This is a genomic window from Nostoc sp. PCC 7107 (assembly GCF_000316625.1).
Taxonomy (GTDB): Bacteria; Cyanobacteriota; Cyanobacteriia; order Cyanobacteriales; family Nostocaceae; genus Nostoc_B.
Map to the genome: position 1 here is coordinate 6,067,218 of NC_019676.1, position 24,424 is coordinate 6,091,641.

A 24,424-nucleotide genomic window follows, 5' to 3' on the forward strand; every position below is an offset into this window, starting at 1 on the left:
AGTGCTGAGTTGAAGAATTTTCCCCTGCCTCTAACCTCTATTTTTAACCTTAACGCCGATCGCGTTCCAAATCATCAATGACTCGTTCACAGTACCAACTTTCTGGCATCCCTGGATAATTTTGCTTGGCCTGCTCAATTAAGCGTTCCGCTGTAACAGTGTCGCCATCTAATTTAGCAATCAGCTTGTTTTTGAGTTGAGTATCGGTGATGCGATCGTTAATCTCTGTCATAGACATATTTTCCGGCACAACTTGGGACTGTTCCCGGCGCAACTGCCAAAATAGAACGTAATAAAGTGTCCCAAAAATTAAAATCAGGCTGAGTGTGCCAAAAAAAGTAAAGAGATTAAAAGTCAAGAATCCAAGCACTAACTGTGACAGGACATAGCCAAGTAACAAACCTGTAAGTAAAAGAATAAATGTACCAATAACAACAATTACTTGGCTTCCCATACATCCTCATCTTCTTCCTCAAGTCCTGGTCTAGATATTACCACTGGCTTTTGATTCCAGGGCGCAACAAACGGTAAAAGTAACAATCCTGGTAAGGCTGCTACTAAGGTTAACAAGAAAAATACAGGCCAGCCGGTGGCTTTGGCCCAATCGCCTGCGGGTGCTGAAAGAACATCTCTACTAATCGCCATTAAGCTAGAAAATAATGCAAATTGAGTGGTTGTAAAACGGTGATTGCAGAGGCTCATTAAAAATGCCACTGTAGCAACTGTGACTAATCCGGCGCTAAAGTTTTCGATATTTACTGCCAAGATTAATAACGAGAAATTTTTGCCAGCAACGGCTAAGGCATAATAACCCAAGTTGCTCAATAATTGCAGTATGCCAAATATCCATAAACCGCGATTTAGGTGAATTTTGGTTAAGATTACGCCACCAGCTAATACACCAACAGTCGTGGCAAGAAAACCTATCCCAGCTTGAATTCCCCCAATTTCGGTTTTGGTAAAGTTAATTTCTCGCAAAAATAAATTAGCGGTGATACCTACTAAAGAATCACCCAGTTTATAAAGAATGATAAAAATCAGAATTACACTAGCTTGAGCGAAGCCAAAACGATGAAAAAATTCTTTAAACGGTAGAAAAATCGCCTCTTGTAAGTTTTGTGGGGCTTGGTTTTCTGGAGCCTCAGCAAGTAGCTCATCAGGCAATAATAAGGATGAAATTATCCAAGCGACGATCAAGCTTGCCAGTAGCCAATAAAATATGGGGAGAGCAATCAAGCCAGTAAAAACGCTTCCGAGTAAACCAGCTACTAAGGCCGTAATGAATAGCACGAAGATCACATCTTTGGCAGATATCGGCGCAGTTTCTCGGTTATTAATGACCTGTGGTTCTCTGGGTGCAGATAAGGTGACAAGTATACTCCCCGCCATTAAAGCGGCCATGAGTAAGTAAACACCATTCCAAGGGAGGTGATCGGCTAATACCAAAGCTAGAGAACTGGTGACAAACAAAGCAACACGATAACCCAGTACCCAAACAGATGCACCTGCTTCTGCTTCCAGGGGATTGAGGATATCAGTACGGTAGGCATCACCGGCGATGTCTTGGGTGGCGCTTAAAAAGGTGATAATTAGACAGTTGATTGCCAAAATTTGCAATACTTGGTCACTTTGGGAAGGCTGTTGAAGTGCGAGAGTAGCGATCGCAATTGTTAACCCAATTTGAGTCACAATTAACCAACCTCGTCTAGCACCCAAAAACGGCGGTACAAACCTATCTAACAAAGGCGACCACAAAAATTTTAAGGAATAAGGTAACGCCAACAAACCAAATAAAGTAATTTTGCCGATATCAACCTTGGCATCTTGCATCCACACTTGCAATGTTCTACTAGTCAAGAACAAAGGCAATCCCGATGCAAAACCCAGCAATAACAAAGCCCCCATCTTGCGACTTTGGACGGCTTGTCGCAATGCTTGGATTTCTCTCATCGTTTCAATATTCCTCTACTCACCTAAGCGAATTGCAGTTATCTTGCCATAGTTACTGTGTCGTTTCATAATTTGACTAAAATAGTCAAGAATCAAAATTCAGTAAAAATTCTTATACATTTCGCTTAAAAGCACTTGATATTTACTCTCTAATCAGCACTTTTCTGAAATTTTTTCGTGATAAAGAAGTCTTTAAACCTCCGCCAATTTGCTTTTACAACTTTCCATTGTTGTAGCAAATGCAGAATGATAAAAGACAAAAATGTATAGGCTATCCAAAAATGAATGCTTCTACCTAAGTCTACTAAACTAGAGTTTTTCGGGAAAAAATCGGGTAGCGTCAACCAAAAAAAATGTACATTGTTACTTTGATAAGAATTAGAAAAAAAGAAGCCACTGACAGGAACTGCAAACATCAATAAATAAAGCAAAGTATGCAGTGTGAATTTACGTGTCCATTCAGGAGTAAACCTTGGCAGATTTTTCGTGTATTTTCGCCACCATACCCGCAACAAAACTAAAATCCGCCAAGTCAGCAAAGCTACTACCAAAGCTCCGATTGATTTATGAAAATCATATAATTCTGATCTTAGGAAAGTTCCACGGGATAGACGCGCCATACCTGAACCAGTAGTAAATAAAACTAAATAACAGGCAGACATGATCCAATGTACAGACATGAGTTGCTTAAACGCAGAATTATTCCTAGCTTTCTTAACTGCTGATGTTAAATTCATCTCAATACACCTGATGTTGTCATAGTTTTACCCTTATCCCCATCAATACCTGAACTAGTGATAGGTTGGCAAACCCAATGATATCTATCATATACTCAGAGAAATTTCTTCAACATGATACAAGGTATATGCACCCTGAGCAGCCATAACGTTTGATAGCAATTGTTGATATTTTAGGAACCTCAACGATTAAATCCTGACACTGCTAGAAATGTAATTACCCAGATTGAACGAGTTCGTGCGATTTCTTAATCTTCCTGAAGTGAATAAATTTGATGTCCTCTAATTTCTACTCCATGATCAGCTAGACATTTTAACCAACCTTCACGGGTACCAATGTCACTTTTTTGCTGGAGTAAGCCTAATTCCTGTTCTTGTTGGGTGAGTTTAGCAAATTCTTCGTATTGGGGATAGTTAGGCATAACAAAGGTTTCTTTACGGTGCAGAACAGGGGGATTTGCCCGATTTGCATAGTCGCGGTGGGTGACATACAAAGTTTTTAAATCAATTGAGATGCTGGCTTTGAGTGCTGGATGGGGGTCTGTGTCGAAGTCTGGATAAAATAAATAAGATATTTGCGGTTTATCAAGACAATATTTGATCAGTGTCGCCCCATCGACTCGCCCAATGGTGCGACTGGCGCAACCTTCATAAATGCGGAGTAAGGGATCGAGGGCGGCGAGGGCGGAAACATGAACGTAAAGTGCGCCACGTGTTTGTTTGCCGATTTTGCTTTTTTCACAAGCTGTTTGAACTACTTTTGGTCTACCCAAACTAAATAGTTTTTGGTCGGCGACTTCGCAAGCTTCCTCATAATTACCGAAGAAGGCTTTGATGTCGTGGCGCATTTCTGGCGCTAGTTTGGAGAATTTGGGACGTTGATCAAAGTGGGTCAGGGCGAGGTAAACTTGGATATCTAAAGAACGACGATAGGCGATCGCATCCCATTCTGCTTCATCGGTGGCTTGGAGGACAACAGTAAAGGCGCGGCGGAAGTTACCAAATTCACTTAATAGTTCTTGTTCGTTTCCTAATTCACCCTTGACAGGCAATCTACCGCGTTTGGTGAAAAATTCCATGAGTGGTTGCAGTGTTTCCTGATAATCTTCAAACCGCTTGCTAGGGATGCGGACTCGCGGTGTATAGGTGCGAGAAAAGAAACGGATGGCTTTGAAACTTTCTTTTTCAGCTTCGTCGCGGAAGACAAAGTAAACCCCCAGAGCTACCGGGACTGCATCAACATTAAGAATTTCATCAATATATTTTTTAAGTTCTGCTTGCTCATAATATTTTTGAAAGGTATTACGGCTAGTGACAATGCCGTCATTGTAAGCGAGTTGCGCTTTACTGGGCGCGTTAATTAAGACTTGAGCCGCCACAATTAAAACTTTGCGAGTGAGTTCCCAGGCTTTAATTAAACTTTGGTTGCGTTCTTCTAAATCTTCGATGACGTTGACAACATAACCCAAGTTAACCACATCAGCCGAATTAATCTGTTGATTGGGGTAGTAGTATGGATCCCAACCTGCGCTGGTATAGCCGAGGTTTCCGACACGCTGGACATCGCCACCGTAACCACAACCATAGTCAAAAAAACTTGTGTCCTGATTGATGATTGACCATTCTATGGCTAATCTTACAGGACGAGAGATTTCTGTGCGTGCGATCGCAGCGCGATGGCGATCGATTTCTAAGTAGCTCTCCGGCATAAAAATATCAAGAAGAACTACATTAATCCTTATATCTTCTTTAGTGCGATCGCAATCAAATCTTCAATTTTCTTGATATTTGGATCGCCTGCTAAGTAACCAATACCACGATGCAAATGTAGGCGAAATTGAGTTACTAAGGTTTCTTTATCTGTGGCGTAACCATCATTGTGACAGCGTTGCTTAAGGGCGAGAAGGAGAATATCCGACATTTCGCCACCAAAGACGCGCCAAGTCATTTCCACATTGCTATCTTGAGGAATGGGTACGGGTGAGGGTGGAGTTGGTTCAGCGAGGGAACGACAAAACGCCCAGCGACACAGAATATTCCATTGATCAATTTTGGTGTTACGACGGAGTTTTAATAGTTGGTCTTTGGCTGTTTGAGAAAGTTTAATTCTTTCGATTGGGGATTCCATGATTCCAAGTTAAAGAAATACTCTACATTATGCTTTCACATAATTAACCATACTGAACACCATGTTAATAAATTTGCTATAATTCGTTTTTATGTCTATCAAGTGAAATTTGTGAACATACCTAATACTAGACATTAAAAAACGCTAATAAAATAAAACATATTTTTATTGTTAAATAATACTATGGCTAAATTACAACTACATTTTAATGGCTCTTTTGCTCTTAAAAAAGACGAAATCAGTAGGCTTATTTATGCTGCAAACCAAGACCAAGGTTTAAATGATAGCTTGCCTAATTTGATGGAGAAAACAAGTTTAGGTAATGGCAAAGTAGGAAGAGTCAAAAGTTGGGCTGTACGCGCAGGGTTAATTAAAAATAATCACCCTAGTCCAGAAGGTGAAATTGTCTTAAAGTTAGATCCAGTACTGGAGTCAACTATTACAGATTGGTTGATGCACTTTTATTTAAGTTTTGGCGATCGCGGTTTAAAAACAACACCAGAAAATCCTGCCGATTGGGGCGGATGGTCTTACTTTGTATATACATTTTTGCCGCGTTATCATAAATTTACGAAAGAAGAATTGCTATATCACAGTACATCAATATTTGAAGAAGAAAGCAAAGTAATTGCTAACAGAATTAATTACATATTACGCGCATATACTGAGTTTACTGCTTTAGCATCATGCAAGTTTTTGACTCAAGAAAAAGAGCAATATGTTAGTGGATATCCTAATTTACCTAACTCTTATCTATTAGGATACTTCTTAGCAAAATTATGGGAACGTGACTTTCAAGGCGAAGGTTCTGTTCTTACTGAGTCGATTTTGAACAAAAAAATGGGACTGGCTGCTGTGTTGGGGATAACATCTGAGGCATTGCAAGAACAGCTAAATGCCCTAGAAGCTTACGGCATCATTGAACAGCGACGGGCTGTACCGCCCTTTCAAGTAATTCCGCGTTGGGATAATCCTTTGACATTGCTTGAGAAAGCCTATGACAGATGAAATTTCTGTAAGACTGCGAGATGCTAGACCCGATGACAAAATTCATTTGTTGTTGTGGGACTTACCAGATGAAACCGAAATTTTGCGTATCGTTCATTACAATAACGCTCATCATGTGAATTACCGAAAAAATTTGCTACAAAGGATTCATCCGGGAAAAAGTTTTCTGACTCTTCATCACAATTTAGACACTGAACTAAATGCCATCAAGTCAATGTGCTGTGGGGTGGACAAGCAGATTATTTTGTTGGAAGGGTTTGATTGTTTAATTACTTATCTACAAGTTACACCTGGCAGTCGCATTACGCTTTTCTGGAAACAACTAGAAGAGACGCGCAAGTTAGAAAAACTTTTGTGGATACTGCTACCCCAGCAATTAGAACCTAAAAATTGGCCAGCAGAACGAATTAAGCGTATTCCTTCAGGATAATTATCTTTTTGCATTTACCATTTTGAATTTACTATGCTCCTCAACCAAATTGTTGAAATCAACGAAAAGGGTAATATTGCCAGTTCTGTGAACTTTGGTATGATGGACAATTCAGAAATGAATTTGTCTTTATGCGAGAGTTTTATTTTTAACTACGACCAAACAAAACCTGAGTTATCTACAGTGGGGATTTTAGATGCAGTGCAACGTAGTTATCATAGTGCTAATCAGCCCAATATCCATTTGATGATTCAACAATATGGTAAAGGTAAATCACATTTTGCGATCGCTATAGCCAACTTTTTCCAAAAACCCTTCCAAAGTCCAGAAGTACAAGGTATTCTGTCGCAAGTAGAAAAGGCAACATCTGGTAAAAGTCAGGCTGTTGCGGAAGGATTGAAGCTATTTAAACAAAATCAACGTCACCAACATTTAGTTATTTGTCTTAGTGGTGATATAGGTGGCGAAATTAGGAAGCAATTTTTACAACAACTCGTTAAAAGTTTAGCCGCAGCAGATATTCAAGATTCTTTAGCCCAGCATATATGTAGAGAACCGCTAGAATACTTGGAAAGTTTAGATTCAGGAGAAAGGCAAAAGGCAGAGAAGTATTTACAAAGTATTGGTAATCCTGATGGTAATTTAAATTCTCTCATCAGCTTACTCAGAGATAATAATGCTGGTGTGATAGCCACAGTCAAAAAACTAGCCTATCATCTCACAAAATTGACTGCTGATTTTACTGCCGATATAAATATCCAAGCAATTCTAGAAGAATTAATCAAAAAATATTGCACTGGTCAAAATGCCCAGTTCCAAGGAATTTTAATTTTATTTGACGAGTTAAACTATTATTTAAAATCTTGAGCAGCCGATGATATTGGTGCTGGTGGTACAGCACTGCAAAATATTATTAACATTTGTGAGAATTACAAAGGTAAAATTGCTCTGCTCAGTTTCACGCAAATTCATCCAGGTAGAGGGTTAGGAATTTCTGCTAATGCCATGCCAGAATATCTTAAAATTGCCACTCGCCTTGCTCGAAAAGATGGCACTACCTATGATAATCCCACTTCTAGCTTAGAACTCGTGGTAAAAAACTTACTGCCAAAAAATGCCCCTAACTGGCAAACATTTCGTTCTCAATGGTATGACACTCTGAGGAGAGAAGCTGAGACAGCCTTTGAGCGAAGAATTAAAATTTATCGAGAAAAAGGCTGGTCTTTTCAAGAATTTTACACGCACTTGTCTGAAGGCTGTTTTCCCCTCCACCCGCTTACGGCATATCTATTATGCAACCTTGATTTTACTCAAGACCGAACAGCTATTCAGTTTATTAAAGGCTATGTCAAAAACTTTATTGCGACTCAACTTGTAGATAATGCTGGAAAACTCAATTATATCTATCCCATTTCTTTAGTAGATACTTTTCTAGAGAACTTTTCAAACTATCCTATTTATACTCAATATAAAAAAGCTGTAGATTTAGTAGTTGGTGCTGATGATATAGATGAATTAATTGTTCTGAAGGCTTTATTTTTATATGAAGCTAGTGGAGAAAAACTTACCAAGCCAGATAGAGAGGAACATCAAGAGATTCTAGTAACTTTGACAGGTTTATCTAAGTCTAAACTCCAGGCGGCACTAGATAAACTTCAAAAGGAAAGAGATTTAATTTACTACCGTCCAGAAATTAAACTTTACCGTTTTTGGGAAGGGATTAACCCTACAGGTATTCAAGAAGAAATTGAAGAGAAAGTTAAATCGCTGACAACATCTATTAATGATGTTGTGACTTATTGCGGTGAAATTAATATTCTGAGGGAATATCCATATATTAATACAGTTGCTGCTACATATTTTGTGAAAACTTACAAATTAGTCAGCGAAGACTGGCGGTTTGAGCGAAAGATATATAGTGTTGATAAATTTATTAACGTACTAGAGAACAATCGGATTCTCAGAGATACCAAAGAAAAGGGAATTTTGGCTTATATCTTAGCAGAAACTCAAGAAGAGTTGCAAGAGTTTCGTAGTAATGTAGCTAGTTATTTGTCTAAATCAGCCTTTAAAAATCTTATTGCTGTTGCAATTCCTACAGAGGAGACAGGTAATTTAGCACGAATTATTTTACAAATAAAAGCTCTAGAAAAAACTGATGCTGCTGATAAAAGATTTTTGGGTAAAGCTTATCAAGAACAACTTCAGCGTTGGCAAAAAGAGGCAAGAATTCGGTTAACCAGATTATTAGATAATTGCACTTATTATTGTGAGGGAATTGATAAACTTCCATCTACAGAACAACGTAAAGAACAACGCGTCATTAGCGTACTTTTACAAGATTTATACCCCTTTGTTCCGCCTATTGATGAAATTGATAAAATGCGTTCAGACCATCAAACAGGCAAAAAAATTGTCAGATGGACTGCAAAGCAAATGTTTATAGACAATAATATTGGTCAACAAACACTTGAAGATCAGTCTTATAGGACTGTTATTGACCAGATTTTTGTTAAATTGTGGGGTTTATTTAAGAAAACATCTGATAAATATATCGTTCAAGAACCAAATAATGAAAAAATCGGTGTTGCTTGGGATAAAATTTCTGAAATAACTGACTTACAAGGATCACTACAAAAAAGTGTTGACTTAGAAGAAATTTGGAATGTACTTTCTGTCCCACCTTTTGGTTATAGCGAGTACAACTTTACGATGTTACTGGCAGGGTGGCTGGCAATTCACCGCAAAGAAGTTAGTTTAAGAGGACGCATCAAGCTGACTACTAAAAAAGGAGAGTTGGTTCCATTAGAAACCAAGTCTGTGCAGAATTGGGGTAATACTGATATTCTGCAAAACCCTACTGCATTTGTTGAAGAATGGATTATTAAACAAAAGGCTAAACTAATTCGTCGCCAACAAATACAAATGCCGACTCTGCCACCATTGCCTATGGAATATGATCAGGCGCAAGAGTATCTAGAGGCGGTTGCTGACTTTTTAGAGTCTAATGAACCGGATGAGTCAGAAAAACAAGAGTTAAAGAAGAATCAAAAGCTGGTAAATGCTGGGGTTGCTGAAATTAACAAGTGGTTCCAGCCAGTAGAAAGTCTGGAAAACTTACCTAGTGATGCACAATTGCCAGTATTACTACCACTTTACCCCCAACTGTTGAAGCGATCGCCAAACAACTCAATTTTACCAACAGAACAACAACGCGATCGCTTTTCTCAAGCCTTACAAACTGTTGGCAACAAAATTAACCAACTTGTAACAGCAAAAAGTCAGCTTGTTGAGTCCCTATCTAGCGAACAAGCCTGCAATAATTATCAAAGAGAAGTTCAACAAATAATTGACCAAATTAACCAAATTGCAGACTTGCCTTCTCATCTAGTCGAGAGTTTGCAAAATGCTCTCTGTACTGCCAACATCAGATTAACAGATATCAGGCAACAAGAAGAAGCAGGACAAAAGCAAGCCGAAGATACACAAATCATGCAGAGTATTCGCAATTCTGCAACAAAAATTCAAACAATGTATCTTGCCCAAGCGGCGTTGCAAGAAATTGCAAATCTACAGTCTCGCTTCAACTATCCCGACAAATTTCAGTCTGAAGTTAATGAAATTTTGCAGTCAATTCAAAATAGAACTACTGAGTATCGTTCTAGTTTGGTAAATCTTCGTTCTCAACTCCAGTTAGTAAATAATCTCTCTGATTTGGATGCTATCAATACAGAATATGCCAAACTGAATAATATCTTTCACAATTCTGATGATTACGCAGGCTATCAAGAAATACAGCCACAAATCCAAAGTTTAAAAAATGACCTAGAGAAAATCCAAAATTTAGAAAATCGCTATCAACAAAGTAATTCTATTGCCAGTTGCAATGAGGCTTTGAAAATAATTTCTAGTCGTGATTTGAATATAGTTAATAATGAACGCTTTCAAAACAAAATTTCTCAGTTAGCAGTCAATTTCCAGCAAAAAATCCAAGAATATACTGCTGAATTAGAAGAATACAAGCATAATTTAGAGTATATTACAACCGTAGAAGATTCCCAAAGAATTCAAAAAGAATTACTAAAAAAGTCATCTCAATATTCAGGGTCAGAAATAGAGACAGAGTATGAAAGAACCATAGAAGAATTGACTCTAATAATTGAGTTATTGCAAATAGCTGATTCAAGAAAATTAGAGACCTTCGCAGCTTGCAAAACTCAGTTAGATAGCTTGCAGGATTGGGAAAATAGAAATAATGCACTGATAGAAAAATTTAGCGATCGCTTACACTCAATCCGTACACAAATACAACAAAAACAGCAAGCTGATACCCAGCAATGGATTGAAGATTTAGAAAGTAGTTTGACCGAGATAAATCAATTGTCTAATGATACGGATAAACTCGCAGCCGCAAACAATTTATTAGATAAAATTCAAGATGAAAAATCAAAATATCTCAGCTTAATTGACACGCCAGCAATTCAATTAATAGAAAGTATAGAACGTCAATGTATTGAGGAACGCGACAAAGATATTGCCAATCAAATTTTCTTACTATTCCAGCAACTTCCTCGTCTAGAGCAACAAAATGTCTACGACAGAATAGGACAAATGCTCTTAGAAATAACGGAGGAGTGACAGGTATGAGTGATAAACATATCATACTAGACCCTACCGCACTCTATGATATTCCTTCTGGTTATATCCCCATCACCACAGAGGTGGAATGGATAGAGTTTTTTGGTGTCAGTAATGCTTGCTGCTGGGTAAAAGGTGAGCGATTATGTGAATGGGCAAAAACTTGGTTAAGAGTGTGGAATAGAAGTGAAGAAATCGCGGAAATTAAGCAACATCCTCGCAGTAAATTAACACAATTATTTGATAATGTACCCTTACCAAAAGATTGGAGTGACGAGCGATTACTGATTGTTGCTACCAAGTTAGATGCTTATCCCCAAGACAACCCTATTGCCCACTTTTTAGCAGACAACATCCCTGACAGTAACAGGCAGATATGGTTTGCTGAACCTTCCATTTCCCATCTCGCCGCTTGGTTAGCAATTATAGTCCCACTAGAATATCAACCTTTTGAGCGAGTCTGGCAGCAGCAGTTTAGGGACTTCCAGAGAATAAAATATACAATTAATAAAAATGATAATCATTATGAAAGAGAGAGAGCAGTTGCCGACGGCAACTGCTCTCTCCCACCAAAATATATGCAAGATAAATGCCTGTACTCAAAAATACAAGAGCGCAGTGAGCAGAATGGCTATTGCCGCGAAAAACCGTTATTTAACTTCTAACAATTACGTTGCTCCGTAGCAAATATCAACAAACCACTTGCCTAAGTTTGGTAAATTCTCTTGACCAAAATTAGTCAAACGTGAAATTTTATTTTCAATTTCTTGCATGGCTTCTTTAGTTAAACGCACCCCAGTAGCATAAGTTTGAGTTACTAACTTAACAACTGGATGTTTGCCATTCCAAGTCATAGTTTTAGCAAAGTTTAATGCGGTTTCGACTTCATCTAGGATGCTGCCATTCCAATGATTTTCTAATATAGCCCAAGTTCTTTCAATCGGGTTATATTTGCTGTGATATGGAGGATAATATGCTAAACGTATATTTAGTTGATGTTTTTGAGAGAATTCAACTATACGTTTCATAAACTGAGTACGTCGAGAGTTATTCTGACCTCCATTGTCTTGATTAATAAGTAAAGTTTTAATTTCGGGAAATCGCCAACTTTGGGACTAATGAATCTGCGTTTGGCTGCTCCTTTTAATTGCTGTGCAGTTTCCTTCAGCAAGTTTTTCAATGAATCCGTTAATTCCATTGACACCTATGCACATCCAAAAATTGAATCATCATTGAATTTACTACAAAAAGGGAAGGAAGAGGTTCCCAACGGCAACCTCTTCCTTCCCCCACCGGAATGATTATCATTTTTATTGTTTGTATATTTTATTCTCTGGAAGTCCCTCATTTCTTACGTACAGCAGCATACTCACTTTGAAAAAAACGTAACTATTCGTGACCAGAATGCTATTTTGAAATCAGCATCAGGGTTTCTTAAAATTCTCTATCCTCATTTAGAATTAACGTTAATGGACTATGAGCGTGATTGCCTAGAACCTGCTTGTAAATTACGCCAAGCTATCCGAAATTCACAATATTATCTAGATGATGAATTTAAGCAGATTGGTAGAGAAATTTATGTAGAGGCAAAGTAACAATCAGAAGATTCCCGACTTGTTGCAGCAGTCGAGAATCTGAAGCTTCAAGGGGCGACAAGCAAGCTAAAGTGCTTGCTGTATAAGCTTCATAGCCCTTAACCCGCGCTGATAATATGCTTGCTTATTGCGACTGAAACCGACCAGTTCCTCGACCCATGCTTGACACCCATACCAAGCAACTATCCAATTGAAACCATATAAACCTATCCAGAAATTACTATGACGTTTCTGGGTTCTATTTTTTTCTTCTTGGCGACAAATATAAGAATCAAGTTTTTGAAATTTAGTTCTTTGCCCATGTAACCAAGCACTGGTCATAGCCAAAGCAATTAAGAAAATTAGACGTACAAGTCTATCAGGATTAGCTTGAGAACTCTCTAAATTGTACCCACCTGTTTTATAGCTATAGCCAGTTTTATTAGGACGCTGCGTGCTTGAGAACGAATTCGATAGCATCACGTAAATGATCACAATTGTGTAATTGTTTGCGAATCCTACTTTTTAACCATGCCCAACACTTCTCAATACGATTAAGGTCTGGTGAATAGGGAGGTAAATAAACAAGTTCACAGCCTGCATCATGTATGAGTTGGGCAATTCGACCACCATGATGAAACGTCGCATTATCCACAATTACCCACTCACCGGGACGCAAAACCGGAATCAAACATGTTTCTAGCCAGGTTTCAAACACTGTGCGGTTACACGCCCCCTCGACTGTAAATGGGGCAATCAATTGATTATCCCGATACCCAGCAATCATGTTAATGCGTCCCTGTCGCCGACCGGATTTGAGGTCGTAAAATCGTTCCCCTGTTGGTGAGTACCCATAGCCGTAGTTATCTCGTTCATCCATTCCCGATTCATCGACATAAACCAAGTGTGGTGCTTTTGGGTTCTTCAGTTGTGCTAGAAAGGTTGCTCGTTTGGCTTCATCTCGTTGACAGTAGCCATATGTTTTTTTTACGGGTGTGTCCAATTTTCTGCAATGCCCGTGAAATCGTGCGTTGACTAATCTCTCCTTCCCATAACTCTACCATTTGGACTTGAGTTTTATCACCATTTGCTTTGACAAATGCGCGAAACTTCTCCCAATCATCGATTTTGCCACCCCTTTGGCATTCCTGCCTCGATTTGACCTTGATATCACCCGTTTGGGCTTTTCTTTGACACCACAAGTTAATCGTATTGCGACTGATATTGAACAATTGGCTCGCCTCACTCTTTTTGAGACCGTCCAACTCAATTGCTTGCATCACCTTTTGCCGGAAATCATCACTATAGGGTTTAGCCATCTGAGTTTGAATCGCAATACTAGGAATACTTCATAGTTTATGTCCTAATCTTATTGGCTACAGCTATACAATCTTTGAACATCGCCTCAATCCCAAAACGTTGAGCATATATTTTGAGGGCAGTGTTTAAATCAGGTAAATTAGTTAATAAATACCAAGCTTCCTTATCTTGCTTTCCTCGATACTTCCTTTTCCAATAAACAGCTAAATTGAAGCAACCAAAACCTTTTTTTTGAGTAACTTTAATGTCGGTATAAAAGGAGCGGATACCTGGGTAAATCTCAATGCTACTCAAAGGCTGAAATTTCTGTCTTTTCTTCCGAAAAGTAGTATCCTTTTTTTGACGGAATACAAAACTCAGGTTCTGCTTTTGGAGCCAATGTGCTAGTTCTACACTGTGAAATTCTCTATCCCCAATAATTACTAGTTTATACTTTTTTAATAAGCGAATTACTGGGCGTAATACTTTTTGTTGTTCTTCTAAGTTACTACTACCATCTTTTCCTAGCAGACACCAATATATTGGCCAAGCTCTCTTTTGGTAAATTACACTAACCATCAACACATTGTTTTCTTTCCACTGCGTTCTATCCATAGCAATGGTTAATTGTGACCCTAGTTTAAAATGTTGGTTAATTATTGCTTCAATAATCGGAAACCACAACAATACTACACTCAAGGCATTCAGTGTTAAAAACCTTTGTAAATGCCGTCTACGACTGTTTTGCTGTATAGGTAAAGGTAGAGTCGCTGCCAGTCTTTCTATCCTTACCTGCTTCTGATTTTGTAACAACCACACCAACATCTTCAGGGTGATTAACTGTGCTTTATTTAGGTATTTTTCTAAGAAGTTTTGGTAGAATGATGCCAGCATTATGACGACGGTCTTAATCAAATTACGAGACCGTTCTTTTTTACCATTAAACTGTACCCTACAGGTAGCCGCTTAATAACTGTACAGTTCATTCTCAATAAGCACCCAATTTTTTCAAGGGTTATGTGCCTCTCAAACCTTTAGCTTGCAGGGTTTAGAGGCGATTGTCGCCCCTTGAAGGGTTACAGAGTACAGAGTTGACAGCGATCGCCGCAGCCATTAGATTTTCGGCGTTGCTAACTAATTAAAGGGATGAATTTTGTTTCGCGCAAAGGCAAGGCAGCGCGTTGGGCGGGTTCCCCAACTTAAAGCGACTGCCGCGCAAAGGTGCTGTTTTGATCACAAACCATTGCCAATCAAAATAAAGGCTGACCAGTAAAAAGGATGACTGAGATGCTCGCTTATCTGTGGAGTGAGGTTACTTTTATGGGGCGGAAAACTCATTTTTGAGTAGTTTCCCGTAATCAGGGCAATTTGTGCTTGACGTAGGGCTTCGGCCTTGGTTGTTTTGCCTTGGGCAAGGATGTTGTAAAAAGCATTCATTAGTACTTGTGTACCGCCATCATCTACTGACCACAAAGAGGCGATCGCGGCTCTTGCGCCTGTTTGTTGTATCTGGTAGCCAAAACCGAGAATTTCTCTACCATTGCCAAATTGATCGCCTAATCCGGTTTCACAGGCTGAAAGTACGATTAAATCGACATTGGGCAATCGCCAGTTTTTGATATCTCGGAGGGTGACGCGATCGCCATTTCCTAACAAAATAAATGATTCTTCTGGCTGTCCGGTGGTAAATGCGGCGTGAGTTGCTAAATGGACGATGGCGTAATCATTCATTTCCAGCACAATATCTGAATTGAATTGCTTGTCTAATAATTTTTTGGTGCTGGGAATGGTTTGAGCGAGTGTTTCGATTTCTAAACTAGCAAAGGGTAAACCGGAAAAGTCAAACTGCTGAGATCCTACCTGAAAACTATAGTTGCCTTGGGTAAAGGCTGCCGCTAATACATTTAATTGATTGTGGGGTTTGGTGTTGAGGTCGGTTAAGCTGACGGCAGTAATATTATTGATTTGGAAGCGTTCAATTAACCATTTTTGACCGTCATAAAGGGCGGCTAGAGGAACATAACGCAGTTGTCCGTCGGGAGCATAGATGATGGTTTTGGCTTGTGCTTGCGCTAAGTCATTTTCTAGGGGTTTAATCAGCAAATCGTAGAGTTTTTGGGCTGGAACTGTGATTTTTGGGGTACGTTTTGGTAAAGTGGTGCGAAATTCCAAAATTGCTCGGTTGAGTTCTGCTTGAGTGACAGCCACGGTGCGGCGGATGGGCGGTGCGTAGGGAGTGACTAAAACTAGTTCTAAGCGATCGCTCAATACTAGAGGATAAAGTATGACTGCGCCTTGCTGAAGTTGTTTTAAGTTATCCTGTAAGACGCTGGCAGAGGATTCCAGGTTAAAATTCTGCCCTTGGGTGGTTTGCTGGAGTTGGGCGATCCATTCGCGCACTTTCGGGCTATCGAGGAAGGTGTTAAAGTCTTTGGCTAGTGTCTGCTGAATTTTGCGTAATTCTAAAATACGCTGTTTCTGGGCTGGAGTGCGGCTGCTGACACTAATGTTTTCCAGTTGGGCGAGTTCTCTACCAAGGGCGATCGCTTGCTCAAATTCTGCTTGCATCACCTCTCGAATTTGCCGTTCTTGGGGACGTTCCACAACACCAGTCGCCGTTTTTTCACTTCCTCGCACGTCGCGGAGATAATCATCAATTTCTTGGACTTTGAGTAAGTCTAGTACTTGTTGCGCTTCTAAAATTCGGTTGCGTTGCAGCAGGATATCGGCTAAATGGCGATAATCTTTGGCAATGGTTTCGGTATAAGATTGCTGTTGTTCTTTGCTTAATTCCCGAATATTATTGCGAATTGTTTCTCTAGCATTTACTGATTGTTTGAAGAAGATAATTGCTAATTCTGGTTGGTTCTGTTTTTCAAGTAACTTCCCGATAGTATTGAGAATGTATCCTTCAACTTCTTTGTTGCCAATTTCTTGAGCAATTACTAAACTTTGTTGTAAGAATTTTCCGGCTAATTCATATTGCCCTTGCTCTAAATAAACGTTTCCTATGGCGTAGAGATTTATCCCTTGTGCATTTCTGGATTGGAATTGTTGATAAATAGTTAAAGGTGGTTGCAAATACTCCAAGGCTAATTGATATTTTTCTTGCTTGAAGTGAACAATCCCAATATTGTAATATGTTGTTGCTTTGAGAAATTCTTGTTGTTCTTTGTTCTGAATTTTTTGCAGCACTGTTAAGGCTTGCTGATGGAAATCTAACGCTAATTCATACTTTTCTTGTCTGTAGTGAATATTGCCGATCGCATTCAGCACCCTCACTTCACCTGCAATGTCTCCTATTCTGTTTCCGTCTGATTCGAGCAGTACGGGTTGTCTGGCGATTTTTAAGGCTTCCTGATAAGCTTTTAAAGCCAGTTCGTATTGTCCTAACACTTTATAAATCTGTCCCATATCAAATTCAATTCCTACCCAGGTGCCTAAAATTTCTTGCCGGATGGGTAAGGCTTTTTGATAGTAATCGAGAGCTAATTTATACTCTCCCAAGCTGCTGTAAACTCTCGCCATGCGATGGAAAGTCTGCCATTGCTTTGGCTCATCACCTATTTTTTTTGCAATCTCCAAAACTCGTTGGTATTTTTCTAAAGCTTCTCGATATTTACCTGCTCTCGAAAATTCATTACCTTGGATGGTGTAAATTTCTGCTATGGAGTTGAGGCTGGCTTTTTCCCAACCGCGATCGCCGATTTCTTGTTGAATTGCCAAAGCTTGCTGATAATATTTCAACGCCTGCTGGTAATTTCTTTGGCGATGGTAAACGTCTCCCAGGTGGAACAAAGTTCTGCCCGTACCTGTTTTATCTTCTATTTGTTGATAAATTAATAAAGCTGTTTCAAAGGTTTTGATGGCTCTGGCATATTCCCTTTTTATATATTGCTGCCAACCTACTTCATACAGTTGATCAGCTTTCAATTTTTCTGGTGTTTGAGCGAAGAAAATCACGCCACCTACGGGGTTAAAAGTCGTAATTTTTCCAGATGAAAAGCGAATTTCGATTTGTTCGCCATCAAAAGCCCCGCTCAACGGCGTTTTGCTCAGGATAGTTGCTGTATTATCACTTTGTTTTGCGATTTCCTGTCTAATTGCCAAGGCTTGTTGATCAACTTGAGTAACGGCTTGATTTTCTCCTAATTGTTTGTAAACTGCACTCATCTGGGTGAGAATTATCCCCTCCCAAGGGCGATTTTTTTGCTGGCGAACAATTGTTAAGGCTTGCCGGTAAGCTTGTAATGCCGCTTGGTACTGAGTTTTGAGGTATTGTCCTTGAGTTGCGTAACTGTTTCCCTTGGCAAACAAAACTACTGCTTCTCCCTCTAGGGGGTGTACTTGCACAAGAGTTTTTTTCGCTGCATCCCTACCAACTTCCGCAATTAAGACGGCTTTTTGACCTGTAATATTTTCTTGACTACGGTTGCTAATTTCGCGCTGTAATGTGCTTGCTTGCTTACGATACTCCTGCGCTGTTTGCTTCTGCCCTAATTTGGCGTAAATTGCGGCGATACTGTTGAGAATTGCGGCTTGATCTGGCTTTTCAAAGGGTATTCTTGTCCAGCGAAATAATTCCTGTTGTCCAAATTGGCGGATTTGTTGTTCTGGTACAAAATAGTTATCTTGAGTTTGAGGATCACGAGCGATCGCTAATGCTTGCTGGTAAGCTGTCAACGCTGCTTCATACTGTCCTAAATTGGTGTAAATTTCCCCAATTTGGGTTAACAATATCGGTTTTTGATTAACCAACCTGTGGCTACTGTTCTCCATGTCCACAATTGCCAGAGATTGCTGATAATCATCCAAGGCAGTCTGATACTGTCCTAATACTGCGTAAACTGCACCCATGCTTCTTTTAATTCGCTGTTCCTGCTGGCGATAATCTCCTGGTGACAATTCCTCTCTGCGCCAACGAACTTCGACATTTTCTGGGCTGGACATTTCTGCATTGATGATTGCCAAGGCTTCTTTGTAGAATTGCAAGGCAGTTTGGTACTGTCCTAGAGTTTTGTGGATATCTGCAATATTCGCTAAGGTATTTTCTTCCTCATTTTCAGCAAAGTTCTGCCATCCAGCTACCCCAGCGATTACTTCTAGCCATTGTCCGCGTTTCTCTATTTCGGCTATTTCTGCGGATTCAACAGTCGTGATGGCAGTTTTGATTGGTTTTCCTTTCCCTACCTGAATCAAACCGTTGCTGAGTCCATCTTCTAGTTTGATTCCCTCTGGGCGATGAATGTTGACATCAGTACCAAAGGCTACCCGAATTGTCTGGGGAATTGGTGTTTTTGTTGCCTGTTCATCAACTTCCCGACGAATTGCCAAGCTTTGCTGATAGGCATCTAAGGCTACTTGTAACTGTCCGAGACTTTCGTAAATTGTCCCCATTTGATTGAGAATTACCCATTCCCAGGGACGATTTTTTTGCTGACGGACGATCGCTAAAGCTTGCTGATAGGATGACAAGGCGGCTGGGTATCTTGCAAACTTGGCGTGAGCTTCACCGTTGCGGTAGTGGATGAGTGCTTCCCCTGTCAGCAGTGTAATTAAAGTTGGTCTTTTTTGGGGTATGTTGTAAGTCACCAAAATTGCCTGTTTGACAATATTTGTCGCCCACCCCACATGAACACCCATTTCCTGTCTGATGGCTAACGCTTGTTCTTGATACTCCTGCGCCGTTTGTGGGTAGCCTTGGTTATGGTAAATATAGCCCAGATTATTCAGGATTTTCTCTTCCAGGGAGCGATCGCCAATTTCTCGCGCTATTGGTAAAGCCTGTTGATAATACTCCAGGGCTATTTGCGGCTGTCCTCCTTTGTTTTTGTGAGTGAAGGTGTTTTTGTAGGTAGAGGCGATCGCATTCAGGATTTTTGCTGTTAACGGGCGATCGCCAATTTCGCGGACAATAGCTAAAGCTGGTTCGGAGAAATCCAGGGAAATCGGGCGCGATTCCCGTTGATTGTCGATTCCCCAGTTGTAATCTTGGCTCAAATTCAACATTACTGTAGCTTCGCCGATGCGATCGCCTGCTTGACGCATCTGGGCTAAGGCTTGTTCGTAATATTTCACAGCTTGTTCTTTTTGATCTACTGTGGCGTAAGTCATGCCAATACCGTTGAGACTCCAACCAACACCCGCCCCATCGCCCAAAGCCTCCATAATCATTAAGGCTTGCTGGTAATATTTTCTTACCTCCAAGTAAGACTTAATTTCCTCCGGCTTTTTGATCGTCTGGTAGTAAAGTTGCGATTTAATATAGCTAACGTAAGTATTTCCCAAGCCAATCAAAGTAATCGCTTCCCCAGATTTATCTTTTACCTCACGCCGCATTGATAAAGCTTGCTGGTAGGATTGCACAGCATTTTTGTACTGTCCTTGGATTTCGTCAACTGCGGCGATGTGATGCAGTGATGCGGCTTCCTCTCCACGGTTATTCAATTCCCGTGTAATTGCTAAAGCTTGTTTATGATGTTGAAGGGCGGTTTGAGTTTGTCCTTGATGGCGATAAACTTCTCCGAGTTTGTTGAGAACTGCGGCTGTGTGAGCGCGATCGCCAATTGCTTGATAAATATTTAATGCTTGTTGAAAAGACTGTAATGCACTTAGAAATTTGCTTTTATCAAGGTGTTGATCACCTTGCTTAAAAAGCTTATCTGCTAAAAGTTTTTGAGCTTCTGAGATTTGAGAAAAAACCTGAGAATTAGCAATTAATTGTCCTGCAACAGCTTGCCTTTGAATAGAGCTATAGTTTACCAGCCCACTCTCAATGGCAAAGATAGTCAATAAAATAGCAAGTGCATTCAGTCCAAATCTTGGGGATTGCATCGAAGATATTTTTTGGAATTTGAAAATATTTTTGGGAATTTTAATCTATCTTACAAAGATACAATATAAAATCTCATTGCGAGTTAATATCTGGGTAATTTGCAATTAGGATTTTGAGAAGCAGTGAAAATAGAGAAAGGCAATCGCTCTCGTTGCTTGGCGCGGTATAAATCTTCGTCAATTTCTCTCAATTGTTGTCAAATTGTGGCGGATGAAAAATTGATAACCAATGGTTATCAATTTCTGGCAACCCTACGAGCGCCAGCTATCTTCCACCCGGCAACCACCGCATCATCTCCCGCAACTCAACAGCCTCCCCATCAATTGTATAAACAACCCCACCCGACATCGCCAACACAATCCGCTGCCGCCGCGCCCACTCGAACCATGCACTTGAAACAAGTGGTTACATTGTTGTTGCTTTTGTCCCAATTAACGCACAGATGATTGCTAATACCTCATTTTCTATCTGTTCCATGAGTAAATAAGTAAGAAAATTGACTTGTTTATCCAAAAAATACTGATAATTTACACAAGAGATTTATCAAATAATTAACAAAATAGCCAATGATTTCAAAACTCTTTTACCTTTGTATAAAGAATCCCAAAGCATTAATAGACAAAGCTTTTGGATAAGCTAAGGTAAAGATAAAATAGTATGAGCCACAATTCAAACCTCCAACTGATGGGCGTAATTATAAGTAATTGACAAGGGTAGCTATGACTAAAGAATACATGGATTCTCTAGAGTCAGTTGTTGACCAATTAACATTGGCAGCCGTTTTAGAAATGTTAGAACGAATTTGTCATAAAAAAGCCGAAAATTTGAGAACTCACTGGCAAGATGAAAATTCTGCCAAGCTTTGGGACAAAGCGGCCAGACAGATAGAACAGATAAATATTGATGTTTAAGGGAGCAATCAAATTCTGTAACGGATGTTCATCCAATCGATTTAAGGCTGGGAGGCATCCCTAATAAGGGTGAACGAAAAAAGGTGTGGGAGAGTAGTTAGCGGACATCATACGCTAACATAGCTCTTGATGTCATGCAACCAAAAGACCCATGAACAACCTCCAATCAATTCTGTCTCACATCAGTGACACACTCTTCGACTTACCGGAGTGTCACCATTTAGAAGAATTTGTGGGCGAATTCTACAATATGTGGCTAAAATTAGGGAATTTTGTGCAACAAAGCTTATTCCAAGCCTTAATTGAAGAAAAAGAAGTCGAATACTCACATCCGAGAACTAAACGAGAAAAAAGATATTACACCCCATTAGGTGAAATGGTTCTTGTACGTAGAGCTTATGAGACAACAGATGGTATTAAAGTCCTAGTTGATGAAGAGTTAGGGCTACCAAAAGATAAATGGCTACCAATGGTATGAGAATTAGCCTGTGCCTTGGGAGTTAGTAGTGAATTTCCAAATTCTCACTCTTTGTTTCAAAAATGGACAAGACTAGATTTGACACAAAAAACCTTAGCTAATCAAGTAGAAAAGACAGGAAATCAATTACAAACACAAGAGTTTCAGGTTCGATGTGAGCCAGACACTTCTTCACAGTTTGAAATTCCCAATCAAGAGCAAGAACCACCAGATTTATTATATGTGGGAGTTGATGGAGTCATGACTCCCTTGAATCAAAAACAAGGATATAAAGAAGCAAAAGTTGGTGTAATTTTCTGGAGTAAAGACCATAAAAAACTTGGTAAAAAAAGAGGTGTAATCCGACAACGAGAATATGTAGCTACTTTAAAATCACGCGGAGAATTTAGAGAAAGAGTATCGCAGTTATATAATCAAGTAGCAGGTAAAAAAAACACAAAAACCGTATTTCTTGGTGACGGCGCACATTGGATTTGGGCGATGGCATCAGAACAATTTCCAGGCGCAGTGGAGATTCTCGACTTTTTTCATCTCTCGGAATATGTGTAGGCAGTGGCGAAAGCCGCTTATCCAAACAAAGAAGACTATCAAAAGGATTGGGTAAAAACTCAACAACAACTTTTGAAAAAATCTGAATGGACTACAGTAATTGAAAATTGTCATCACTTCCCCAAAAAGAAGAAAGATTTAAGCAAAGCAATTACTAATTTAGAGCGTTATTTAACTAATAATCAGAGTCGGATTGATTATCGCTCCTATTTAAAAGCTGGTTTAATGATTGGTTCAGGAGTTGTTGAAAGTTCCAATCGACGTGTGGTTACTCAAAGATTAAAACAGGCTGGTATGCACTGGTCTTTTTTTGGAGCAGAAGGAGTTATGGCTCTGAGGGCAGCATATTTAAGTAATTCAACGCGATGGTCAAATTTTTGGTCATCCTTATCTTATAATTCCCCATAAGTTAGCATAAAGCTGACGATAATATTTGTCCTTTTAAGCTTGTATTTAATAGTGGTCAAAACGAGAGAACAAAGTCTTTCAGATTTAGCAGACAGAATAGAACAATTACAAACCAAAAGGGAAGAAATCAACCAAGAAATCTCCACTCTCCTTAAAAGTGAGGTAGCTGAATCTGGTTGTTGGATTGTTCGTTACCGAGCTAAGGGTAAGGGTGGAGCTTATTGGTATTACAAGTGGCAATCATCCCAGGCCATCTTTGTTACCAAAAATGGATTTAAGAGTTGCCATCAATATATTGGTAAAGCAGGTAGCCCAGCTTTCTTGAAGGCAGTTGAGATGATGAAAAATCGGACAAAAATCGAAGCGTTAAACCAAGTGCTTCATACACTAGCGCTAGGATTAAATGACCTAGTTGAAGAAGCTACAAGATATCAGAAATCTGATGAGAGTTAAACCATCCTCTTAGTCAGAGTTTAGTTAGCGTATGATATCCGCTAACTATTTTCTCTTCCTCACACTTTTTTTCGTTCACCCTTTAGCGTTGATGTTTGCGATCGCTTAGAAAGGCTGTTCAACCTAGCGCAGAAAACCCTAGATCAATCGAAGCTATTGGGAGGTGGTAGTAATTTGGCGAATATACAGACCCAAGCCATAGAAAGTGTGAGTGAACAATTGCAGATTGAAGGAGTCAGCCGCGAAACGTTCAAAGCGTTCTTGGACATTGTGGCAGGTAAGGCTGTAGCTAAAGCATTAGCTGTTCATCAATTTGAACAAGAACTATTCAACCAAATCAAGAGTGAGCTTGATGTTGAGAGTTTACAGCAACAAACACAAGCGGGATTTGATGAAATAGCGTTTATTTATCAGTTAGCGAAAAACCCCGAAATCAGACAACAAATTACCAAAGACTACGGACTCAAGACTGCACACGAAATTAGACAAGAAGTTCAAACGCTCACCAATAGTGCGACCTCTGGTTTTGATCCAAAAGCATTTTTGGATGAAATAGGAGTTCCAACGCCCGAAAAAAAGTCCACACCACCGACAACAATTCAGGACTTGAAAAATTTGACACGCTCTTTGTTCCAAAAACCACTCCAGTCACCAAGTTGATAGAACAATTTTTTCAACAAAATTGGTTGGGGTTTTCAATCATCTTTTTTATGGTGTGTGTTGGGCTGTCTGTTTACATTCGGATTACCCAAGCCCCAGTCCCTCAAACAAATACAGAACAGATCCAAGTGCAACAGTGAACTATTCACCAGAATATTTAAGTTACATTCGCTCATCCCAATGGAAAGCAAAATCCATCAAATGTCAACAATTAACCAAAAAACACTGCGTAATTTTTCCCTGGTGTAAGTCAAATCATGCTCATCATTTGACTTACGATAATCTCAAATATGAATTGCCAGTAAGAGATATAGTTCCCTTGAGTAAAACTGCCCATTCTTTAGTTCACTGGGCAATATTCTGGAA

At 39.5% G+C, this 24,424-nt stretch carries 19 protein-coding genes and 2 pseudogenes; 11 read left to right on the forward strand and 10 right to left on the reverse strand.

Annotated elements, in window-relative coordinates; genetic code table 11:
• Positions 1 to 49: 49 nt before the first annotated feature.
• The 5 genes from NOS7107_RS25930 to dndE all read right to left on the reverse strand — a co-directional run bounded on the left by NOS7107_RS25930 (position 50) and on the right by dndE (position 4,815).
• On the reverse strand, positions 50 to 454 hold the full coding sequence (locus tag NOS7107_RS25930) for a hypothetical protein (protein ID WP_015115908.1): 405 nt from the start codon (positions 452 to 454) through the stop codon (positions 50 to 52).
• The gene (locus NOS7107_RS25935; protein ID WP_015115909.1) at positions 439 to 1,950 is read right to left on the reverse strand and encodes an AmpG family muropeptide MFS transporter; all 1,512 of its coding nucleotides are present in this window, start codon (positions 1,948 to 1,950) and stop codon (positions 439 to 441) included. The genes NOS7107_RS25930 and NOS7107_RS25935 overlap by 16 nt, the downstream gene beginning before the upstream one ends.
• A gap of 149 nt (positions 1,951 to 2,099) precedes the next feature.
• Positions 2,100 to 2,687, reverse strand: coding sequence for a cytochrome b (locus NOS7107_RS25940; RefSeq protein WP_015115910.1), 588 nt, complete (start codon positions 2,685 to 2,687; stop codon positions 2,100 to 2,102).
• 248 nt (positions 2,688 to 2,935) lie between these two features.
• A complete protein-coding gene (locus tag NOS7107_RS25945) occupies positions 2,936 to 4,396 on the reverse strand; it encodes a DNA phosphorothioation-associated putative methyltransferase (RefSeq protein ID WP_015115911.1) in 1,461 nt (486 codons plus the stop codon).
• A 29-nt stretch (positions 4,397 to 4,425) separates the two neighbouring features.
• Positions 4,426 to 4,815, reverse strand: coding sequence for a DNA sulfur modification protein DndE (gene dndE, locus NOS7107_RS25950; protein ID WP_015115912.1), 390 nt, complete (start codon positions 4,813 to 4,815; stop codon positions 4,426 to 4,428).
• Positions 4,816 to 4,998: 183 nt separating this feature from the next.
• Between dndE and NOS7107_RS25955 the strand changes: the two genes are divergently transcribed.
• From NOS7107_RS25955 to NOS7107_RS29575, 5 genes are all read left to right on the forward strand, one after another.
• Positions 4,999 to 5,823 carry a DUF4007 family protein gene (locus NOS7107_RS25955; protein WP_015115913.1) on the forward strand — a complete coding sequence of 275 codons (825 nt, stop codon included), beginning with the start codon at positions 4,999 to 5,001 and terminating at the stop codon, positions 5,821 to 5,823.
• Positions 5,813 to 6,253 (forward strand): hypothetical protein, encoded by a 441-nt coding sequence (locus tag NOS7107_RS25960; RefSeq protein WP_015115914.1) that lies wholly within the window; start codon positions 5,813 to 5,815, stop codon positions 6,251 to 6,253. Before NOS7107_RS25955 ends, NOS7107_RS25960 begins: the two co-directional genes overlap by 11 nt.
• A 33-nt stretch (positions 6,254 to 6,286) precedes the next feature.
• Complete coding sequence (locus tag NOS7107_RS25965) at positions 6,287 to 7,120, forward strand: hypothetical protein (protein ID WP_044500363.1); 834 nt, start codon at positions 6,287 to 6,289, stop codon at positions 7,118 to 7,120.
• Between the two features lie 138 nt (positions 7,121 to 7,258).
• Positions 7,259 to 10,891 (forward strand): hypothetical protein, encoded by a 3,633-nt coding sequence (locus NOS7107_RS25970; RefSeq protein WP_044500364.1) that lies wholly within the window; start codon positions 7,259 to 7,261, stop codon positions 10,889 to 10,891.
• 5 nt (positions 10,892 to 10,896) lie between these two features.
• Positions 10,897 to 11,556 carry a hypothetical protein gene (locus tag NOS7107_RS29575; protein ID WP_015115915.1) on the forward strand — a complete coding sequence of 220 codons (660 nt, stop codon included), beginning with the start codon at positions 10,897 to 10,899 and terminating at the stop codon, positions 11,554 to 11,556.
• 3 nt (positions 11,557 to 11,559) lie between these two features.
• On the opposite strand, the pseudogene NOS7107_RS25980 reads toward NOS7107_RS29575, so the two are convergent.
• Positions 11,560 to 11,994: pseudogene (locus NOS7107_RS25980) on the reverse strand (transposase); the annotation flags it as partial.
• A 210-nt stretch (positions 11,995 to 12,204) separates the two neighbouring features.
• Here NOS7107_RS25980 and NOS7107_RS28225 point away from each other — a divergent pair.
• A complete protein-coding gene (locus NOS7107_RS28225; protein WP_253274487.1) occupies positions 12,205 to 12,486 on the forward strand; it encodes a BREX system Lon protease-like protein BrxL in 282 nt (93 codons plus the stop codon).
• 66 nt (positions 12,487 to 12,552) lie between these two features.
• Here the strand turns inward: NOS7107_RS28225 and NOS7107_RS25985 are convergent, their stop codons facing one another.
• The 4 genes from NOS7107_RS25985 to NOS7107_RS26005 all read right to left on the reverse strand — a co-directional run bounded on the left by NOS7107_RS25985 (position 12,553) and on the right by NOS7107_RS26005 (position 20,598).
• Positions 12,553 to 12,945 carry a hypothetical protein gene (locus NOS7107_RS25985; RefSeq protein ID WP_044500366.1) on the reverse strand — a complete coding sequence of 131 codons (393 nt, stop codon included), beginning with the start codon at positions 12,943 to 12,945 and terminating at the stop codon, positions 12,553 to 12,555.
• A protein-coding gene (locus tag NOS7107_RS28230; RefSeq protein WP_253274444.1) for an IS630 family transposase occupies positions 12,908 to 13,784 on the reverse strand; the annotation gives its coding sequence in 2 pieces (ribosomal slippage) (positions 12,908 to 13,453 and positions 13,455 to 13,784; 876 coding nt in all). The genes NOS7107_RS25985 and NOS7107_RS28230 overlap by 38 nt, the downstream gene beginning before the upstream one ends.
• A gap of 37 nt (positions 13,785 to 13,821) precedes the next feature.
• A complete protein-coding gene (locus NOS7107_RS26000; protein WP_083889753.1) occupies positions 13,822 to 14,658 on the reverse strand; it encodes an IS4 family transposase in 837 nt (278 codons plus the stop codon).
• A 339-nt stretch (positions 14,659 to 14,997) separates the two neighbouring features.
• A complete protein-coding gene (locus tag NOS7107_RS26005; protein ID WP_015115916.1) occupies positions 14,998 to 20,598 on the reverse strand; it encodes a tetratricopeptide repeat protein in 5,601 nt (1,866 codons plus the stop codon).
• A gap of 123 nt (positions 20,599 to 20,721) precedes the next feature.
• Between NOS7107_RS26005 and NOS7107_RS28865 the strand changes: the two genes are divergently transcribed.
• From NOS7107_RS28865 to NOS7107_RS26035, 5 genes and pseudogenes are all read left to right on the forward strand, one after another.
• A complete protein-coding gene (locus NOS7107_RS28865; RefSeq protein ID WP_044500367.1) occupies positions 20,722 to 21,045 on the forward strand; it encodes a hypothetical protein in 324 nt (107 codons plus the stop codon).
• 273 nt (positions 21,046 to 21,318) lie between these two features.
• A complete protein-coding gene (locus NOS7107_RS26015) occupies positions 21,319 to 21,510 on the forward strand; it encodes a hypothetical protein (protein WP_015115917.1) in 192 nt (63 codons plus the stop codon).
• A 151-nt stretch (positions 21,511 to 21,661) separates the two neighbouring features.
• Positions 21,662 to 22,945: pseudogene (locus NOS7107_RS26025) on the forward strand (ISKra4 family transposase).
• 51 nt (positions 22,946 to 22,996) lie between these two features.
• Positions 22,997 to 23,398 (forward strand): hypothetical protein, encoded by a 402-nt coding sequence (locus tag NOS7107_RS26030; RefSeq protein ID WP_015115919.1) that lies wholly within the window; start codon positions 22,997 to 22,999, stop codon positions 23,396 to 23,398.
• Positions 23,399 to 23,572: 174 nt separating this feature from the next.
• Complete coding sequence (locus tag NOS7107_RS26035; protein WP_015115920.1) at positions 23,573 to 24,058, forward strand: hypothetical protein; 486 nt, start codon at positions 23,573 to 23,575, stop codon at positions 24,056 to 24,058.
• Positions 24,059 to 24,424 lie beyond the last annotated feature (366 nt).

What these genes read in the sequence shown, in the direction of transcription:
- NOS7107_RS26000 (WP_083889753.1), bottom strand. Translation starts at nt 14,658, where the DNA reads ATGCTGGCATCATTCTACCAAAACTTCTTAGAAAAATACCTAAATAAA.
- NOS7107_RS25945 (WP_015115911.1), bottom strand. Translation starts at nt 4,396, where the DNA reads ATGCCGGAGAGCTACTTAGAAATCGATCGCCATCGCGCTGCGATCGCA.
- NOS7107_RS25930 (WP_015115908.1), bottom strand. Translation starts at nt 454, where the DNA reads ATGGGAAGCCAAGTAATTGTTGTTATTGGTACATTTATTCTTTTACTT.
- NOS7107_RS26015 (WP_015115917.1), top strand. Translation starts at nt 21,319, where the DNA reads ATGACTAAAGAATACATGGATTCTCTAGAGTCAGTTGTTGACCAATTA.
- NOS7107_RS26005 (WP_015115916.1), bottom strand. Translation starts at nt 20,598, where the DNA reads ATGCAATCCCCAAGATTTGGACTGAATGCACTTGCTATTTTATTGACT.
- NOS7107_RS25965 (WP_044500363.1), top strand. Translation starts at nt 6,287, where the DNA reads ATGCTCCTCAACCAAATTGTTGAAATCAACGAAAAGGGTAATATTGCC.
- NOS7107_RS25985 (WP_044500366.1), bottom strand. Translation starts at nt 12,945, where the DNA reads ATGCTATCGAATTCGTTCTCAAGCACGCAGCGTCCTAATAAAACTGGC.
- NOS7107_RS25970 (WP_044500364.1), top strand. Translation starts at nt 7,259, where the DNA reads ATGCCAGAATATCTTAAAATTGCCACTCGCCTTGCTCGAAAAGATGGC.
- NOS7107_RS29575 (WP_015115915.1), top strand. Translation starts at nt 10,897, where the DNA reads ATGAGTGATAAACATATCATACTAGACCCTACCGCACTCTATGATATT.
- NOS7107_RS25960 (WP_015115914.1), top strand. Translation starts at nt 5,813, where the DNA reads ATGACAGATGAAATTTCTGTAAGACTGCGAGATGCTAGACCCGATGAC.
- NOS7107_RS25940 (WP_015115910.1), bottom strand. Translation starts at nt 2,687, where the DNA reads ATGAATTTAACATCAGCAGTTAAGAAAGCTAGGAATAATTCTGCGTTT.
- NOS7107_RS25935 (WP_015115909.1), bottom strand. Translation starts at nt 1,950, where the DNA reads ATGAGAGAAATCCAAGCATTGCGACAAGCCGTCCAAAGTCGCAAGATG.
- NOS7107_RS25955 (WP_015115913.1), top strand. Translation starts at nt 4,999, where the DNA reads ATGGCTAAATTACAACTACATTTTAATGGCTCTTTTGCTCTTAAAAAA.
- dndE (WP_015115912.1), bottom strand. Translation starts at nt 4,815, where the DNA reads ATGGAATCCCCAATCGAAAGAATTAAACTTTCTCAAACAGCCAAAGAC.